Below are 17,733 nucleotides of genomic sequence, written 5' to 3' on the forward strand. Positions count from 1 at the left end.
GCTGGCTACTTCTCCCAGGGGGCGGCGACCGGGAAGTACTGCTCCAGCACCCCGGTCAGCAGCGCCTGCACCTGGTCCTCGCCGAGGGCGGAGTCGTGGTGGTCGGCCACGCAGAAGAAGTCCCGGTCCCGGCGCAGCAGTCCGGTCAGCTGCTTCTCGAGCTGCTGGTGGCCCAGGTCGACGTAGGCGTGGTGTGCCTGGCCGGGGTAGGCCTTCCCGGTCAGCAGGCCGTAGTGCTGGGCGAACGAGGAGAGCAGCGAGATGTCGGTCGCGGAGCGGAACGGCGCACGCGTGGTGCGTTCCACCTCCGCGGGGAAGCGCTGCTCGATCTCGCTCAGCACCGAGCGCACCTGGGGATGGGGGCTGTGCACCATCGTGTGGGTCAGGTAGACGCCGAACGCCTCGCGCAGCACCGCCCGGTTGTTCTCCGCGGCGGCCAGGTAGGGCCGGTCCGCGGACCCGGGGAGCCCCACGGGGCGCTCGGCGACGAACGCGGCGAACGCGCCGGCGGGGGAGAAGAAGTGCTCGGGTCGTCGCGGCCGGCCCAGGAACACGTCGTCGTTGAGGTAGACGAACCGCTCGGCCAGCCCCGGCACGTGGTGCAGGCGGGTCTCGATGGCGTGGGAGCTGAAGGTCGGCAGTGCGTCGGCCGGGAACACGTCCCGGTGGTCGACCACCGAGATCCGGGGGTCCGAGGCATCCAGCCAGTCGGGCACCTGACCGGCGGTGACCAGGTGGATCCGCCGTACCCAGGGCGCGAACAGGTGGACGCTGCGCATCGAGTAGCGCAGCTCGTCGCGACTGCGGTAGCGGGCGTCGCCGCTCGCCTCGCGGGTCGCTGCCACTCCGGTCACCTGCTCCTGGCGGCGGATCCGCTGCTCGTTCCAGTCCGGGTCGTCACCGTCGACCCAGGTGTAGACCACGTCGACGTCGAAGCGGCACTCGTCGGTGGTCGGCAGCAGCATCTCGGGCAGCGTGGCGACCTCCACGCCCTCGACCTCGGCGACGGTCAGCGCGGCGCCCGCGGGGAGCCGGTCGCCGTACCGGGTGGGATCGGGGGCGACCAGGTCGCCGCTGGGCTGAGCGTCCCAGAACTCAACGGTGACGCCGGCACCCTCCGCGAGCAGCCCGTGATGGCCACCGCGACCGGGCCACGGTTCCAGGTGGATCCGTGCCCCCCGGGTGCGCAGCAGGGCCTCGGCCATCGCCGGCGCGGTGCCGCGGCGTTCCGGCCAACCACGCTCCGCGGGGTCCCGGAGGCTGAGGTAGTCCGGCCCCGGCTCGGCCGCGAGCGCCTCCAGGAAGGCGGTACGTCGCGCCATCGGCACCACCAGCACCGGTCCGGGGTCGAGCGCGTGGGCGGGGATCACGAACCAGCCCGAGCCCGCGGCCCGGGCTGCGTCCACCGCGGTGCGCAGGGCGGCGGAACGCGCCGCGGCCGGGACGACACCGGCGGCCGGTGCCCCCTCGGGCGGGGTGCCCACCGGCCCGGGCCGGCGACCGTGGAGCACCCGTCGGGGAGCCACCGGGTCGCGGCGCCGAGCGACCGCGCGGTGGTAGATCTCCACCCAGCGCGCAGCCAGCGCCTCAGCCTCGTACGCGGTCGAGGACTCCAGCGCGGCCGCGCCCAGACGAGCGCGCAGGCCGGCGTCGGAGGCGAGCCGGAGCATCGCCGCGGCCAGCCCGGCCTTGGAGCCGGGCGGCACCAGCAGGCCGTCCCGGTCGTGGGTGATGATCTCGCGGGGGCCGGAGGGACAGTCGTAGCTGACCACCGGCACCCCGGCCGACATCGCCTCCTGCACCACCAGCGGGAAGCCCTCGGAACGGGATGCCAGCACCACGACGCTCGACCGGGCCCACTCCGCGGCCATCTCCTCGGTCGCGCCGGGCAGCTCGACCCGACCCTCCAGACCGCGCTTGCGGACCAGGCCCCGCAGTGCGGCGCGCCGCGGCCCGTCCCCCCAGATGCGCAGCGTCCAGCCGGGCAGCTGGTCGCTCACCTGCGCGAACGCGTCGATGACGTGCTCGAACTGCTTCTCCGGCACCAGGCGCCCCGCAGAGACGATCACCGGCGCGTCGAGGGGTGAGCGGGGCTGCGTGGTGGTGGGCAGCGGGTTGGGCATCACCACCATCTCCGGCGCGGCTCCGCGCAGCTCGGCGGCCAGCCAGTCGTTCATCGACCCCGTCAGCGACGCCACCACGTCGGCGCGCGGGGCGAACGACAGCAGCGCCTCCAGGTCGTTGACCCGCCGCGAGGAGGCCCGGTGCTCCTGGTGGACCAGCGCCACGTCGGCCGGGGCGAGCTGGGAGACCACCGCGAGCAGCTCGGGGGTGGTGGTCACCACGACGTCCAGCTCGAGGCCCGGCAGGTGCGCGCGCAGCGCCGCGTCGGTCAGGGCGGAGAAGGAGGCGTCCCAGCGCCGCGGCACCAGCACCGACTCGCGCCGTGCCAGCTCCTCCGCGACCTCGGGGGCGACCACCCCCGGCTGCACAGCTCGGGGGGCATTCGGGTCGCGGACGTCGACCAGGTACTCCACGCCCACGTCGTCGTGCAGGCGGTAGTGCGGGTGCTCGCCGCTGCGGGTGACGCTGATCAGCGAGACCTGGTGCCCGGCGGGCAGCGCCGCCAGGGCGTTGGCCTGGGTGATCGCGGAGCGTGCGGTGCCGCCCATCCCGTCGGCGTTGTAGAGCACGAACCCGATGCGCAGCCGTCCGCCGTCGCGGGAGCGCAGTGCCGCGGCTGCCGTGCGCAGCCGACCGCCCAGTGCCACTCCTGGCGTCCTCGTCCCGTCCCCGTCGCGCCTAGACCCCGGTCACGCCCTCGCCGCCGCCGGCCTGCTCGTCGAACCGCTCGTGCTCGAGCAGGTGCAGCACCGGTACGCCGATCTTGCGGCGGGCCCGGGAGGTCCAGTCGACGTGGAAGAACTCCGCCACCACGTGCGGACGGGTGAGGATGATCGCCTCGCGTGCGTCCACCGCGGCGACCTTGGTCTCCAGGTCGTCCAGGGGGGACTCGTCCACCACGGTGCCCGTGGTGTGCGCCCCGGTGGCGGCCAACGCGGCCAGGCTCACCGAGAGCTCCTCCGCGGCACGCTCCTGGCAGTCCCGGCGCACCGCCTCGACGTCGGCGTCGGAGAGGATGGTGGGAGCCGCCAGCATCTCCCCGGCGCCGAGCGCGCCCATGGACGCCTCGATCCGGGCCGAGGCGTCGTCCAGGGGGATCAGCACGTGGTAGACGACCTGGTCCTTGATGTCCTCGTGCAGGCTGTGGATCTGCTGCGCGTCGGTCGCGCTGACCTCGTGCTCGGCCAGGATGACCACGTCGTAGGTGCCGATGCCATCGTCGATGGGGTCGTTCTCGGGCAGGTTGTCCGGGTTCTCGGTCGGGGGCGTCATCGTGGCGGCTCCTTGTGGTCGATGGCCAGGATCCTAGCGAGGTCGTAGCCGGTCGCCTCGTCCAGTTGCCCGTAGTCGCACGAGGTGGGGTCGCGGTCGGGGCGCCAGCTCTTGAACTGGGCGGTGTGCCGGAAGCGCCGCCCCTCCATGTGGTCGTACTTCACCTCCAGCACCCGCTCCGGGCGCAGCGGCACGAAGCTCAGGTCCTTGCCCGCGCTCCAGCGGCTCTGGGTCCCGGGCACCCGGTCCGGGTTGGCGATGATCCCGCCGTCGCTCCCCGGCTGCTCCGCCCAGGCGCCCCAGGGGTGCTCGGCGATGTCGCAGGCCAGCGGCTGCAGCTCGTCCCACAGCTCGGCGCGGCGCTTGGCGGTGAAGCTGGCGCTCACGCCGACGTGCTGCAGCTGAGCGCCGTCGTACAGGCCGAGCAGCAGGCTGCCGAGCAGTGGCCGCTGCGGTGTCGAGGTCTTGTGCTCGCGCATCCCCGCCACCACCACGTCCGCGGTGCGCTCGTGCTTGACCTTGACCATGGTCCGCTTGTTCGGGGTGTACGGCGCGTCCAGCGGCTTGGCGACCACCCCGTCCAGGCCGGCCCCCTCGAAGTCGGTGAACCACTCCTGCGCCAGCTCCGGGTCGGTGGTCGTGCGGGTCAGGAAGCAGGGCCCGTCCAGCCCGGCCAGGGCCTGCTCCAGGGCCGCTCGCCGCTCCGCGAACGGGCGGTCCAGGAAGGACTCCTCGCCCAGGGCGAGCAGGTCGAAGGCCACGAAGCCCGCCGGGGTGGTCTCGGCGAGCATGTCGACCCGGGACTTGGCGGGGTGGATCCGCTCCTGCAGCACCTCGAACTCCAGCCGGGTGCTCCCGTCCGGCGCAGACCGGGCCACGAAGATCTCGCCGTCCAGCACGATCCGCTCGGGCAGCTGGGCCAGCACCGCGGCGACGATCTCGGGGAAGTAGCGGGTCAGCGGCTTGGTGTTGCGGCTCGCCAGCTCGACCTCGTCGCCGTCGCGGAAGACCAGGCAGCGGAACCCGTCCCACTTCGGCTCGAAGCTCATTCCGCCCCGCGTGGGGACCGCGGCGGCGCTGGAGGCGAGCATCGGCTGGACCGGTGGCATGACGGGCAGGTGCACACCACAGACCCTAGTACCGCCCGGCGCGCCGGAACCGGGACACGACCGGCGATAGTGTGGCCCGGAGCTGCCCCGCCCTGACGAGAAGGAACCAAGTCGATGACGAGCCCGACCAGTCCCGCCGACCCGTCCGGCGCGCCCGACTCCTCGGGCGTCTCCCTGGTCCTGGTCTCGGGCTCCGGCCGCAGCGGCACCAGCTCCCTGGCCGGCAGCCTCAAGCGGCTGGGCCTGCACGTGCCCCAGCCCGAGGTCGAGGCCTCGGAGACCAACCCGCGCGGCTTCTACGAGCCCAAGTGGGTCATCGACTTCCACAAGGGCTACCTCAAGCAGCTCGCGATGCACAACATCGACTCCCGCCCCGACGCGCCCGCCCTGGTCGCGGAGCTCGCCGCCACCGGGGAGCCGCAGCAGCGGCTCAAGGAGTGGCTCTCGGGCCAGCTCGACCACCCCCGCCTGGTCGTCAAGGACCCGCACGCGTTCTGGTTCGCCGAGGTGTGGAGCGCGGTCTGCGCCGATCTGGGCGTGGACCTGAAGTGGCTGACCGCCCTGCGTCACCCGGCCGAGGTGGTGGGGTCGCGGGACATCGCCTACCTGCAGAGCCAGAGCGAGGAGCTGCGGCTGGTCAAGGAGACCTCCAACGTCGCCGGCTGGGTCAACGCCGCGCTGCTCACCGAGCGCGCCGGCCGCGGCACCGCCCGCTCCTTCATCCGGTACGGCGACCTGCTCGCCGACTGGCGCACCGCGCTGGCCCGCGTCGGGCAGCAGCTCGACCTGACCTACGACGCCGACCTCACGGACCCGGCGCCCCACCCGGTGGACGAGTTCATCGAGCCGTCGATGCGCAAGTCGCAGCTGACCTGGGACGACCTGCACCTCCCCGCACACCTGCGCGACACCGCGCAGGAGGTCTGGGACCTGCTCGGCCAGCTGGTCGAGGAGCCCACCTCCACGGTGGCGACGGAGCGCCTGGACCAGATCCAGGCCGACTACGCCGCCCGCTACGCCGAGGCCGTCGCCCTCACCTACGACCACAGCAGGGCCGAGGCGGTGCTGGCCGCGCGCAAGGCGCGCGACGTGCAGCGGGCCACCATGCAGGACCTGCGTCGCCAGCTCCGCGAGGCCGAGCAGCGTGCCGCGCACCCGGAGCGCAGGAGCCTGCTCGACCGGCTGCCCGGTCGCGGCCGACGCGGGTGAGCACGCAGGCGGTCCACTAGAGTTCGGGGTTGATCACGATCCCCGGTTGGTCTGCCGGCAGGGCCCGCCTGACTTTGAATCAGGACTAGCGACGTAGGTTCGACTCCTACCCGGGGAGCAAGACACGCTGAGCGCGGATCCGTCGCGCCGACTCGTCAAGGCAGGGGAGCAATGGACAACCTCACCGTGATCGTCCTCGCAGCTGGAGGCGGCACCCGGATGAAGTCCAAGACCATGAAGGTCCTGCACCCGGTGGGGGCCGGTCCATGATCGGGCACGTGCTCCGCGCCGTGCAGGCGATGGAGCCCTCGCGGATCGTCGCCGTCGTGGGCCACCAGCGCGAGCAGGTCGCCGAGCACATCACCGAGCTGGTGCCGGACGCGGTGCTCGCCGTACAGGAGACCCAGGAGGGCACCGCGCACGCGGTCCGGGTGGCGATGGACGTTGCGGGCCCCACCACCGGGACCGTGGTGGTGGCGGCCGGGGACACCCCGCTGCTGGAGGGGGAGAGCCTGCGGCGGTTCGTCGCCGAGCACGAGCAGACGGGCCACGCGGTCAGCATCCTGTCCGGGGTCGTGGACCAGCCCTTCGGCTACGGCCGGATCGTGCGGGACGAGAACGGCCAGGTGGAGCGGATCGTCGAGGAGAAGGAGGCCTCGGAGGCGGAGCGGAAGATCCACGAGATCAACTCCGGGATCCTGGCCTTCCGGGCCGACTTCCTGCGCTCCGCGCTCGAGCTCATCGACAACGACAACGCCAAGGGCGAGTACTACCTCACCGACGCGATCGGCCTGGCCCGGGCCCAGGGGCTCGGCGTGGGCGCGTTCGCGATCGACGACGTCAAGCAGACCGAGGGCGCCAACGACCGCGCCCAGCTGGCCGAGCTGGGCGCCGAGCTCAACCGGCGCATCGTGACCAGGTGGATGCGCGAGGGGGTCACCGTGATGGACCCCCGCACCACCTGGATCGACGCCGACGTGGTCCTCGCGCCCGACGTCACCCTGCTGCCCGGCGTACAGCTGCTGGGCGCGACGGTGGTGGGCGAGGACGCCGTGGTCGGCCCCGACTCCACGCTCAAGGACTGCGAGGTCGGCAGCGGTGCCCGGGTGGTGCGCACCCACGCCGAGCTGGCCGTGATCGGGGAGCGCGCGAACGTCGGCCCCTTCTCCTACCTGCGCCCCGGCACCCGGCTCGGGGCCGGCGGCAAGATCGGCGGCTTCGTCGAGACCAAGAACGCGGTGATCGGCGAGGGGGCCAAGGTCCCGCACCTGTCCTACGTCGGGGACGCCGACATCGGCGAGGGCACCAACATCGGTGCCGGCACCATCTTCGCCAACTACGACGGCGTCGCGAAGCACCAGACCACCGTCGGCAAGCACGCCCGGACCGGGTCCAACAACACGTTCGTGGCGCCCGTCACGATCGGCGACGGAGCGGCCACCGGTGGTGGGACCGTGGTGCGCAAGGACGTGCCGGCCGGGGCCCTCGCGGTCTCCGCAGGTGAGCAACGCAACATCGAGGGCTGGGTCTTCGCCCGGCGCCCCGGGAGCAAGCAGGCCGAGGCCGCCCAGGAGGCCGGTCAGGTGGCTGGACAGGTGGACCCCGGGGTTGGGGCAGAGCCCCCCCGTGGTTCACAATCCTGAGTAGGCCCTGTTCATCCGGGGGCCGTCACCTCGCACCCCCCCACGAGGAGCGCCACCGTGAGTGGAATGAAGCGGACCACTGAGAAGAACCTGATGGTCTTCAGTGGCCGGGCACACCCTGACCTCGCCAGCGAGGTCTCCGATCTGCTCGGCAGCGGCCTGGTGCCGCAGTCGGTCTACGCGTTCGCGAACGGCGAGCTCTACGTCCGCTACGAGGAGTCCGTGCGCGGTTGCGACGCCTTCGTGATCCAGAGCCACACCTCGCCGATCAACGAGTGGATCATGGAGCACCTGATCATGGTGGACGCGCTCAAGCGTGCCTCCGCCAAGCGGATCACCGTGGTCATGCCCTTCTACGGCTACGCCCGCCAGGACAAGAAGCACCGCGGCCGCGAGCCGATCTCGGCCCGGCTGATGGCCGACCTGTTCAAGACCGCGGGCGCGGACCGCCTGATCACCGTCGACCTGCACTCCGACCAGATCCAGGGGTTCTTCGACGGCCCGGTCGACCACCTCATGGCCCTCACCATCCTGACCGACTACGTCAAGGAGAAGTACGGCACCCAGCAGCTCGCCGTGGTCTCCCCGGACGCGGGCCGGATCAAGGTCGCCGAGCGCTGGTCGGCCCGCCTGGGCGGGGTGCCGCTGGCATTCATCCACAAGACCCGGCGTACCGACCGGCCCAACGAGACGGTCGCCAACCGGGTCGTCGGCGAGGTCGCGGGCCGCATCTGCGTGCTGACCGACGACATGATCGACACCGGTGGCACCATCGTGAAGGCGGCCGAGGCGTGCATGGACGCCGGCGCGGCCGGGGTCATCATCGCCGCGACCCACGCGATCCTCTCCGACCCGGCCATCGACCGGCTCAAGAACTGCGTGGCCAGCGAGATCGTGGTCACCAACACGCTGCCGATCCCCGACGACAAGCAGTTCGACAAGCTGACCACGCTCTCCATCGCACCGCTGCTCGCCCGGGCGATCCGCGAGGTCTTCGAGGACGGGTCCGTCACGTCCATGTTCGACGGCCAGGCCTGAGCGCTGGACTTGCGCTGCAACTGAGCGCTGGACCTGAGCGCTGGATTGGTGCGGCCCGGGCATCACGGAGTAAGGTGCCCGGGTTGCCTCGGCGAGGGAGTCCTGCGAACACCAGGAGCTCCGTGATCGACAGGGCTGGCCAGCCACACTGCGCCGCGCCCCCTGCCGGGAGCGCGGCGTTCGTCGTCTCGCGGGCAGCCAGAGTCCTGATCCACCCCAGCACGAGTCACCCAGCAACGGAGTTGAGCATGTCCAGCGAGAAGATCACCGCCGAGGTCCGCGCAGAGTTCGGCAAGGGCGCGGCGCGCCGCATCCGCCGGGACAACAAGATCCCGGCCGTGCTGTACGGACACGGCAACGAGCCCGTCCACCTGACCCTCCCGGGTCACTCCACGATGATGGCCCTCAAGCACGGCGGCACGAACTCCGTGCTCGAGCTCGACGTCGACGGCAGCCCGCAGCTGGCCCTGGCTCGCGAGGTCCAGGTCGACCCGATCCGCCGCGTCATCGAGCACATCGACTTCGTGTCCGTCCGCAGTGGCGAGAAGGTCACCGTCGACGTCCCGCTGGCGACCGTCGGCAACGCGGTCCCCGACTCGTTCGTGGTGCTCGAGAACAACACCATCCAGGTCGAGGCCGAGGCCACCCACATCCCCGAGCTCATCGAGATCGACATCGCGGGCAAGCGGGTCGGCACCCAGATCCACGCCTCGGACCTGAAGCTGCCCAAGGGCACCACGCTGGTCGCCGACGCGGACCTGCTGATCGTCAACATCACCGGCCAGATCACCGCCGAGGAGCTGGAGGCCGAGCTGGAGGAGGCCGAGGCCGAGGCCGGCATCGAGCGCGAGCCCTCCGACGAGGAGAAGGACGAGGCGGCTGCTGCCGAGGAGTCCGAGGACACCGCCTCCGAGTGACCTCGCGCCGAGGGTTCGCCACGCGATCACCTCGACGCACCGACAGCGCCGTGGGGGCTCCCCACGGCGCTGTCTGCGTTCCGGGGATACTGGAGCCATGACTGCGGACGTGTGGCTGGTCGTCGGCCTCGGCAACCCGGGCCCGACGTACGCCGGTCACCGGCACAACATCGGCTACCTGGTGACCGACGAGCTCGCCGACCGCATGTCGTCGAAGTTCCGCGCGCACAAGACCGGTCGTGCCGAGGTGGTGGAGGGGCGGCTCGGCGCCCCGGGGGAGGCGGGTCCCCGGGTGGTCCTGGTGCGGCCCCGGTCCTACATGAACGAGACCGGCGGGCCGGTGTCGGCGGTGGCCAAGTTCTACGACGTGCCGGCCTCGCGGATCATCGCCGTGCACGACGAGCTGGACATCCCGTTCGGGGCGCTGCGGCTCAAGCTCGGTGGCGGCGACAACGGCCACAACGGCCTGCGCTCGATGCGTGCCTCGCTGGGCACCGGCGACTTCTACCGGGTCCGGGCGGGCATCGGGCGACCCCCCGGTCGCCAGGACGTGGCCGACTTCGTGCTGTCCAACTACAGCACCGTGGAGCGCAAGGAGCTCCCCTTCCAGGTGATCGAGGCCGCGGACGCCGTCGAGTGCCTGATCACCTCGGGCCTGGAGAAGGCCCAGCAGAAGTTCAACCGCTGAGCCATCCTCCGATCGGTCGTCCGGACTCACCCGGACGGCCTAGTCACCCAATATCGGGCATGCGGTAGGGGCCCGCGGCTCGTAGCGTCTCGGGCAAGCACAAGCAACGGCTCGTCCATCATTGGCGGCGGACGAGCTCGGGGGAGCAATCGTGAGTCTTTGGTTCCGTGCGTCCGGGGGGACGCCACAGCAGTCGCTCAGCGGGCCGGCATCGTCCGGTCCTGCGCGCGACGACCGCACGCGGTGCGGTCGCCGGGTCCAGCAGGGACCCACCTCGGTCGTCCGCGGCATCGGCTCCCCCCACCCGGGTCGTGGGCGTCGTCGTCACGCCGTCCTGCCGCGGCTGGCTGTCCGCGCCCAGGATGGCGTGGCGACGCACAGCTACGGGGGCCTGGGATGACCGACCTCGCGCAGTCCTCGGGCCGGTCCCGGGTCTCCCACCGGGCCCGGGTCTCCCACCGGGCCGTGACCCGGAGCTCCGCCCGCGCCCGGCGTGGGGTGCCGTGGGCCCGGCTGATGCTGCCCATCGAGCTGGCGGCCGTGCTGCTCACCATGACCGCCGTGGTCGGGGTTCTCGACGCTCCGGTCCTCGGCTCGGCCGGCTACGTCGTGCTGGTGCTGCTGGCCAGCTACGCCTTCGGGGGTCAGGCCGTCCGGCCCGGGCTGCCCCGACCGGGAAAGGTCCTGCGGGACCAGGTCGTTCCCTTCGGTGCGGCCGGGGCCGCGAGCGCCGTGGGCCTCGTCTCGACCGCCGACCTGCGCAGCGCCCTGTGCCTGAGCGTGGCCGCCGGGGCCGTCATCGCGGGCGGCGCTCTCCTGCGCCACCTGCTGCCGGTGCAGCAGCGGGTGGTGGTCGTCGGCTCCGCCGTGGACGTGGCCGAGGCGGCCACCCGGTGGGCAGGTGACCGACGGATCCAGGTCGTCGGCAGCCTGGTGCTGGGAAGCCAGCAGCCGATGCTGCCGCGCCAGCGCGGCGCCGAGGAGCTGGGGATCTCGGTGGTCGAGGAGGACGACGACCCGCGCGCCGCACTGCTGCGCTTCGCACCAGACCTGGTGCTGGTGACCCAGGGGGGCGACCTCGACACCGACCGGGTGCGCCGGATCGGGTGGGCTCTGGAGGGCACCGGGATCGCACTGGCCCTGCAGTCCCAGCTCGAGGGGATCGGGCCGCACCGCATCGAGCACACCCGCTTCGCCGGGTCACCCGTGGTGCACCTGCGCTCGAGCAGGCCCTCGCCGGTCCTGCGGGCCCTCAAGGCGCTGGTCGATCGGACCGTGGGGTCGATGATCCTGGTCCTGGCCTCCCCGCTGATCCTCGCGCTCGTGGTCGCGGTGCGTGCCACCTCGACGGGTCCCGGGATCTTCCAGCAGGTGCGAGTGGGGCGCGACGGCCGACACTTCACGATGTACAAGCTGCGCACCATGACCGAGGACGCCGAGGCGGTCAAGGCGTTCCTCCTGGACTCCGACGAGGGCAACGGCCTGCTGTTCAAGAAGCGGGCCGACCCCCGGGTCACGCGACTGGGCCGGGTACTGCGCAAGTACTCCCTCGACGAGCTGCCCCAGCTGATCAACGTGGTCAAGGGGGACATGTCGCTCGTGGGGCCGCGGCCGGCGCTGCCGAGCGAGGTCGCCCGCTACACCGCTCTGGAGCGTCGGCGGCTGGTGGTGCGGCCCGGGATGACCGGGGCCTGGCAGGTCAACGGCCGGTCCACGCTGGGTCGGGACGAGTCGGTCCGGCTGGACATCGACTATGCCGACAACTACCGCCTCGTCGACGACGTGGTCATCGGTCTCAAGACCGTCGACGCCGTGGTTCGACCCAAGGGTGCGTGGTGAGGGTGTCCGCGAGCGCCACCGCGGACAGCACCCGCCGGCCGGTCGCTGACGAGTCGTCGAGATGACTTCCGGCGCCGCGCGACGATCCGTCCGCGGCGCCATGCAGGCAACACCAACACTCGGGATGAGCTGGAAGAGGTCTCCCATGTCCGGTGACACCCCGCGCGTCGTCCGCCACCTGCCAGCGCTGGTCGCGGCCTGGGCCGTGGCCGTGGCGCTGCTGGTCCTGCCCGTCCTGGCCTCCCCGGCCAACGCCGCGGACCCCTGCGGCGCGGGCGGCAACAAGATCGCCTGCGAGAACACGCAGCCCGGATCCTCGGACTGGGACGTCTGGGGTGCGGGGGACACCAGCATCCAGGGCTTCTCCACCGATGTGTCGGTCAACGTCGGTGAGCGCATCGACTTCAAGGTCGACACCGACGCGCGGGCCTACCGGGTCGACATCTACCGCGTGGGCTACTACCAAGGTCTCGGGGCGCGCAAGATCGCCTCGGTCAACCCGAGCGCGGCGCTGCCGCAACGTCAGCCCCAGTGCATCACCGACTCCGCCACCGAGCTCTACGACTGCGGCAACTGGGCCGTCTCGGCCTCGTGGAGCGTGCCCTCGACATCGGTCTCGGGTGTCTACCTCGCCAAGCTGACCCGCACCGACACCGGCGGTGCCAGCCACATCACCTTCGTGGTGCGTGACGACGCCAGCCGCTCCGACGTCGTCTTCCAGACCTCCGACACCACCTGGCAGGCCTACAACACCTACGGGGGCTCGGACTTCTACCAGGGCGGCGGCAACGGCCGCGCCTACAAGCTCAGCTACAACCGCCCCGTCATGACCCGCAAGGACAACGGCGGCCGCGACTTCTTCTTCGCCAACGAGTACCCGCTGGTCCGCTTCCTCGAGCGCAACGGCTACGACACCAGCTACATCGCCGGCGTCGACACCGACCGCCGTGGTCAGCTGCTGACCAACCACAAGGTGTTCCTCTCGGTGGGCCACGACGAGTACTGGAGCGGCGCCCAGCGGGCCAACGTGGAGGCGGCCCGGGACGCCGGGGTGCACCTGCAGTTCCTCAGTGGCAACGAGGCCTACTGGAAGACGCGCTACGAGCCGTCGGCCGACGCGAGCCGGACGGCGTACCGGACGTTGGTCTCCTACAAGGAGACCTGGGGCAACGCCAAGATCGACCCCAGCGACCAGTGGACCGGGACCTGGCGCGACCCGCGCTTCGCGGCTCCCGCGAAGGGTGCCGGCCGTCCCGAGAACGAGCTGACGGGCACCGCCTACATGGTCAACCACGACGACCTGGCCCTGAGCGTGAGCGCGCCCGAGGGCAAGCTGCGGCTGTGGCGCAACACCAGCCTGACCACGATGACGTCCGGGTCCACGCGGCTGGCTCCGCACACGGTCGGCTACGAGTCCAACGAGGACCTCGACAACGGCTTCCGCCCGCAAGGGCTGATCCGGCTCTCCACCACCACCGGCGCGGTCCCGGAGTACCTCCAGGACTTCGGCAACCAGGTCGCCCCGGGCTCGACCACCCACCACCTGACGCTCTACCGGGCGCCCAGCGGCGCCCTGGTGTTCAGCGCCGGCAGCATCCAGTGGACGTGGGGCCTCGACGAGGACCACGACTCCAGCTACGCCGCCGAGCCCGCCGACAAGCGGATGCAGCAGGCCCAGGTCAACCTCTTCGCCGACATGGGGGTCCAGCCGACCACGCTGATGAGCACCCTGGTCGCGGCGAGCAGGAGCACCGACACCGCGAAGCCGACCGTGGCGATCACCGCCCCGGCTGCGGGTACGGCGCAGCGCAACGGCGACCGGATCACCCTCACCGGCACCGCGACCGACTCGGGAGGACAGGTCGCGGGCGTCGAGGTCTCGACCGACAACGGGGTCTCCTGGCACCCCGCTGCGGGCACCGGGTCGTGGACCTACTCCTTCATCCAGCACGGGCGGGGGAGCGCCCCCGTCCAGGTGCGGGCGGTCGACGACAGCGCCAACATCGGGGCCGCCACCAGCCGCTCCTTCGAGGTCACCTGTCCCTGCAGCCTGTGGGGGCAGACGGTGCCCGACCTCCCGGCCACCGACGACGCCGCAGCCGTCGAGCTCGGGATCCGGTTCACCCCCAAGGTGGACGGATTCGTCACCGGCGTGCGGTTCTACAAGGGATCCGGCAACGGCGGCACCCACGTGGGGTCGCTGTGGAGCCCGGCGGGCCAGCGTCTCGGCCAGGTGACGTTCACCGGCGAGACGGCGACCGGATGGCAGAGCGCCAGCTTCGCCAACGCCGTACCGGTCACCGCCGGTCAGACCTACACCGCCTCCTACACCGCGCCCACCGGGCGCTACGCCACCGAGGCCGACGCCTTCAGCGCCCGCGGGTACGACGCAGGGGTGCTCAGCGTGGCCGGCGGGTTCGGCAGCCAGCCGCCCGGGGTCTTCGGCACCTCCGGCACGCTGCCGACCCAGTCCTACCGCAACAGCAACTACTTCGTCGACGTCGCGTTCTCCGCCACCAACGACTCGCCCCTGGCCGTCGTGGACCAGTCGCCGACGCCGGGGGCCACCGGCGTGCCGGTCTCCACGACGGTGAGCGCCCGGTTCTCCAAGCCGCTCGCGGCCGGCACCGCCGGCCTCACGCTGCGCACCTCCGCCGGAGCCACCGTGCCCGGCACCACCACCTACGACGCGACCGACCGGCGGGTCACCTTCACCCCTGCCGCACCGCTGGCCAGCTCCGTCGAGCACACCGCCACCGTGCGCGGCACCGACGCCCAGGGCGCGACGGTCAGCACCGGTGCGACCTGGACCTTCCGCACCGCCAGTCCCACCAGCCCGCCCGGGGTCTGCCCGTGCTCGCTGTTCACCCCCGACACCATGCCGACGGTGCTCGAGGACCCCGACAAGCAGGCCGTCACCCTCGGCACCCGGTTCAGCTCCGACGTCAGCGGGGTGGTGACCGGGGTCCGGTTCTACAAGGGCCCCAACAACACCGGCACCCACACCGGGACGCTGTGGAGCGCCGCGGGCGCACAGCTGGCCACCGGCACGTTCACGGGCGAGACCGCCAGCGGCTGGCAGCAGCTGACCTTCGCCACGCCGGTGCCGATCGCCAAGGACACCGCCTACGTGGTCTCCTACCGGACCCAGCAGGGCCGGTACTCCGCCTCGCCGAACGCCTTCGCCAACGCCGACCTCTCCCGGCCCCCCTTGCGGGTGAGCTCCACCGCGGGCGCCTACACCTACGGCACCGGCTTCCCCTCGACCAGCGTCCAGACCAGCTATCTGGTCGACGTCGTGTTCGACCGGACCACCCCGAGCCTGACCCTGACGTCGCGGCAACCGGCCCCCGGGGCCGTCGACGTGCCGCGCGAGAGCTCGGTCCGCGTCGGGGTCTCCAGCCCGCTGGCGCCCGGCTGGTCGCTGGAGGTCAAGCAGGGTACGACGCCGCTGGCCGGCACCGCAGCGCTGGACGCCGCCGGGACCACCCTGACCTGGACACCGGGTCAGCCGCTCCCGGCGGGCGCGGACGTCACGGTCACGCTGTCCGGCGCCGTCTCCACCGACGGGGTCACCCTTGCGACCCAGACCTGGAGCTTCCGCACGAGGACCGCGGAGACCAACTCCGAGCAGTCCCTGTTCGGGGACCAGGTACCCGTCGACGCCACCACCGACGACACCTCCGCCGTGGAGCTCGGCACCGCCTTCACGCCCAGCCGCAGCGGGTTCATCAAGGCCGTCCGCTTCTACAAGGGGGTCGGCAGCACCGGGACGCACACCGGCTCGGTGTGGTCCGCGAGCGGTTCCCGCCTGGCCACGGTGACGTTCGCCAACGAGACCGCGTCGGGGTGGCAGACCGCCCCGCTGGTCCAGCCTCTCGCGGTGACGGCGGGCACCACGTACGTCGTCTCCTACCTGGCACCGCAGGGCCGCTACGCGCGGACGCCGCAGTTCTTCACCACCGCGTGGACCCGCGGCGACCTGACCGCTCCGGCGGCGAACAACGGACGCTTCGTCTACGGCGGAGGTTTCCCGGCCAGCACCTACGAGGCGACGAACTACTTCGTCGACGTCGTCTACCAGGGGGGCGCCACGCCGACGCCCACGCCGACGCCCACGCCGGCGCCCACGCCTACCGCTACCCCCACGCCGACGCCCACGCCTACCGCTACCCCCACGCCGACGCCGACCCCGACCCCGACGCCGACGCCCACTCCCACGCCGACGCCCACGCCGACCCCCACGCCGACGCCCACGCCGACCACGACGTCGATGTTCGCCGGTCGGCAGCCGGCCGTCGCCGCCGACGCGGAGAAGGCTGCGGTCGAGCTGGGCACCAGGTTCCGGTCCTCGGTGAACGGCACCGTGACCGCGATCCGGTTCTACAAGGGGCCGGGCAACACAGGCACCCACACCGGTTCGATCTGGTCCTCCACCGGCACCCGGCTCGGCACCGTCACGTTCCGCAACGAGACGGCCTCGGGCTGGCAGGAGGCGGTGCTGAGCACGCCGGTGCCGATCACCGCGGGCCAGATCTACGTGGTCTCGTACTACGCGCCGGTGGGTCGCTACTCGGTGACCGAGCAGTTCTTCTCCGGCAACCACGTCGTCGGCCCGCTGACCGCCCCGGCGAACCCCAACGGCGTCTACCGCTACGGCACCGGCGGGGGCTTCCCGCAGAGCACGTGGAACGCCGCCAGCTACTTCGTCGACGTGGTCTTCCGATCGTCGACCTGAGAAGTCGCCCGCCTGCGCGGGCAGAGAGAAAGAGGACGCGATGACGGTGACGGGGGAAGCTGCGCCGGGCCCCACCAGGCCCTTGGGCGTGGCGGTCGTCGGTGCGGGCTACTGGGGTCCGAACCTGATTCGGAACTTCCGGAGCAGCACGGACTGGGACCTGGTCGCCGTGTGCGACCTCGACGTGGCACGCGCGCACACCGTGCTCGGCACCAGGAGCGGGGTCGCGGTGACCGCGTCCCTGGACGAGGTGTTGGCGCGCGACGACGTCGACGCGATCGCGATCGCGACCCCCGCGCGCACCCACCAGGGCGTCGCGCTGGCGGCCCTGCGCGCGGGGAAGCACGTGCTGGTGGAGAAGCCGCTGGCCGACAGCGTGGCGAACGGCACCGCCATGGTCGAGCTGGCGCGCGAGCGGGGGCTCGTGCTGATGGCGGACCACACCTACTGCTACACCCCCGCGGTGCTGAAGATCCGCGAGCTGGTCGAGGCCGGCGAGCTCGGCGACATCCTCTTCATCGACTCGGTGCGCATCAACCTCGGGCTGGTGCAGCCCGACGTGGACGTGTTCTGGGACCTCGCCCCCACGACCTCTCCATCCTGGACTTCGTCATCCCCGGGGGCCTCGAGCCCACCGGGGTGGCGGCGCAGGGCGCCGACCCGCTCGGGGCCGGCAAGAGCTGCGTCGGCTACCTCAGCCTCCCGCTGGTGGGTGGCGCGATGGCGCACGTCCACGTCAACTGGCTCAGCCCCACCAAGATCCGGCAGATGGTGATCAGCGGGACCCGCCGCACCCTGGTCTGGGACGACCTCAACCCGCAGCAGCGGCTCAGCGTCTACGACCGGGGGGTCGACCTGGAGCACAACTCCGCCAGCGCAGCCGACCGGACCGCCTCCACGATCTCCTACCGGCTGGGGGACACCTGGGCTCCGGCCCTGCCCGAGCGCGAGGCGCTCGGGTCGATGGTCGCCGAGTTCGCCGGCAGCATCCGGGAGCAGCGGGCCTCGCGCACCGACGGCGAGGCCGGGCTGCGCGTGCTCCGCGTCCTGGAGGCGGCCGCGCGCAGCCTCGGCTCTGACGGTGCGCTGGTCTCGGCGCGTCCTGAGCAGCCCCGGCTGGAGGTGGCCCGATGAGCACCCTGGCAGGCGCCCGGGC

General features: G+C 72.0%; 12 protein-coding genes and 1 tRNA gene. 10 read left to right on the forward strand and 3 right to left on the reverse strand.

Annotated features, from left to right (window positions below):
- Positions 1–5: 5 nt before the first annotated feature.
- From C0R66_RS04180 to C0R66_RS04190, 3 genes are read right to left on the reverse strand one after another with little or no spacing between them, the layout of a single operon-like run.
- The gene (locus C0R66_RS04180; protein ID WP_101523647.1) at positions 6–2,771 is read right to left on the reverse strand and encodes a stealth conserved region 3 domain-containing protein; all 2,766 of its coding nucleotides are present in this window, start codon (positions 2,769–2,771) and stop codon (positions 6–8) included.
- Positions 2,772–2,802: 31 nt separating this feature from the next.
- Entirely contained in the window at positions 2,803–3,396 is a 594-nt protein-coding gene (locus C0R66_RS04185) for a hypothetical protein (protein WP_241901566.1), read from the reverse strand.
- On the reverse strand, positions 3,393–4,520 hold the full coding sequence (locus C0R66_RS04190; protein ID WP_101523648.1) for an ATP-dependent DNA ligase: 1,128 nt from the start codon (positions 4,518–4,520) through the stop codon (positions 3,393–3,395). Before C0R66_RS04190 ends, C0R66_RS04185 begins: the two co-directional genes overlap by 4 nt.
- A 99-nt stretch (positions 4,521–4,619) precedes the next feature.
- Here C0R66_RS04190 and C0R66_RS04195 point away from each other — a divergent pair, with 99 nt between their 5' ends.
- The 10 genes from C0R66_RS04195 to C0R66_RS18935 all read left to right on the forward strand — a co-directional run bounded on the left by C0R66_RS04195 (position 4,620) and on the right by C0R66_RS18935 (position 17,711).
- The gene (locus tag C0R66_RS04195; protein ID WP_101523649.1) at positions 4,620–5,714 is read left to right on the forward strand and encodes a sulfotransferase family protein; all 1,095 of its coding nucleotides are present in this window, start codon (positions 4,620–4,622) and stop codon (positions 5,712–5,714) included.
- A 39-nt stretch (positions 5,715–5,753) separates the two neighbouring features.
- Positions 5,754–5,832, forward strand: a tRNA-Gln gene (locus tag C0R66_RS04200).
- A gap of 148 nt (positions 5,833–5,980) precedes the next feature.
- A complete protein-coding gene (gene glmU, locus C0R66_RS04205; protein ID WP_241901567.1) occupies positions 5,981–7,357 on the forward strand; it encodes a bifunctional UDP-N-acetylglucosamine diphosphorylase/glucosamine-1-phosphate N-acetyltransferase GlmU in 1,377 nt (458 codons plus the stop codon).
- Positions 7,358–7,423: 66 nt separating this feature from the next.
- On the forward strand, positions 7,424–8,395 hold the full coding sequence (locus C0R66_RS04210; RefSeq protein WP_101523650.1) for a ribose-phosphate diphosphokinase: 972 nt from the start codon (positions 7,424–7,426) through the stop codon (positions 8,393–8,395).
- A gap of 248 nt (positions 8,396–8,643) precedes the next feature.
- On the forward strand, positions 8,644–9,312 hold the full coding sequence (locus C0R66_RS04215; protein ID WP_101523651.1) for a 50S ribosomal protein L25/general stress protein Ctc: 669 nt from the start codon (positions 8,644–8,646) through the stop codon (positions 9,310–9,312).
- Between the two features lie 97 nt (positions 9,313–9,409).
- Complete coding sequence (gene pth, locus C0R66_RS04220) at positions 9,410–10,000, forward strand: aminoacyl-tRNA hydrolase (protein WP_101523652.1); 591 nt, start codon at positions 9,410–9,412, stop codon at positions 9,998–10,000.
- 396 nt (positions 10,001–10,396) lie between these two features.
- Entirely contained in the window at positions 10,397–11,839 is a 1,443-nt protein-coding gene (locus C0R66_RS04225) for a sugar transferase (RefSeq protein ID WP_101523653.1), read from the forward strand.
- A gap of 145 nt (positions 11,840–11,984) precedes the next feature.
- Positions 11,985–16,577 (forward strand): DUF4082 domain-containing protein, encoded by a 4,593-nt coding sequence (locus C0R66_RS04230; protein ID WP_158647888.1) that lies wholly within the window; start codon positions 11,985–11,987, stop codon positions 16,575–16,577.
- A gap of 46 nt (positions 16,578–16,623) precedes the next feature.
- Positions 16,624–17,352, forward strand: a complete 729-nt coding sequence (locus C0R66_RS18930; RefSeq protein WP_199286812.1) for a Gfo/Idh/MocA family protein — start codon at positions 16,624–16,626, stop codon at positions 17,350–17,352.
- On the forward strand, positions 17,298–17,711 hold the full coding sequence (locus C0R66_RS18935; RefSeq protein ID WP_199286813.1) for a Gfo/Idh/MocA family oxidoreductase: 414 nt from the start codon (positions 17,298–17,300) through the stop codon (positions 17,709–17,711). Before C0R66_RS18930 ends, C0R66_RS18935 begins: the two co-directional genes overlap by 55 nt.
- The last annotated feature ends 22 nt before the right edge of the window (positions 17,712–17,733 follow it).

Source organism: Nocardioides houyundeii, assembly GCF_002865585.1.
Taxonomy (GTDB): Bacteria; Actinomycetota; Actinomycetes; order Propionibacteriales; family Nocardioidaceae; genus Nocardioides; species Nocardioides houyundeii.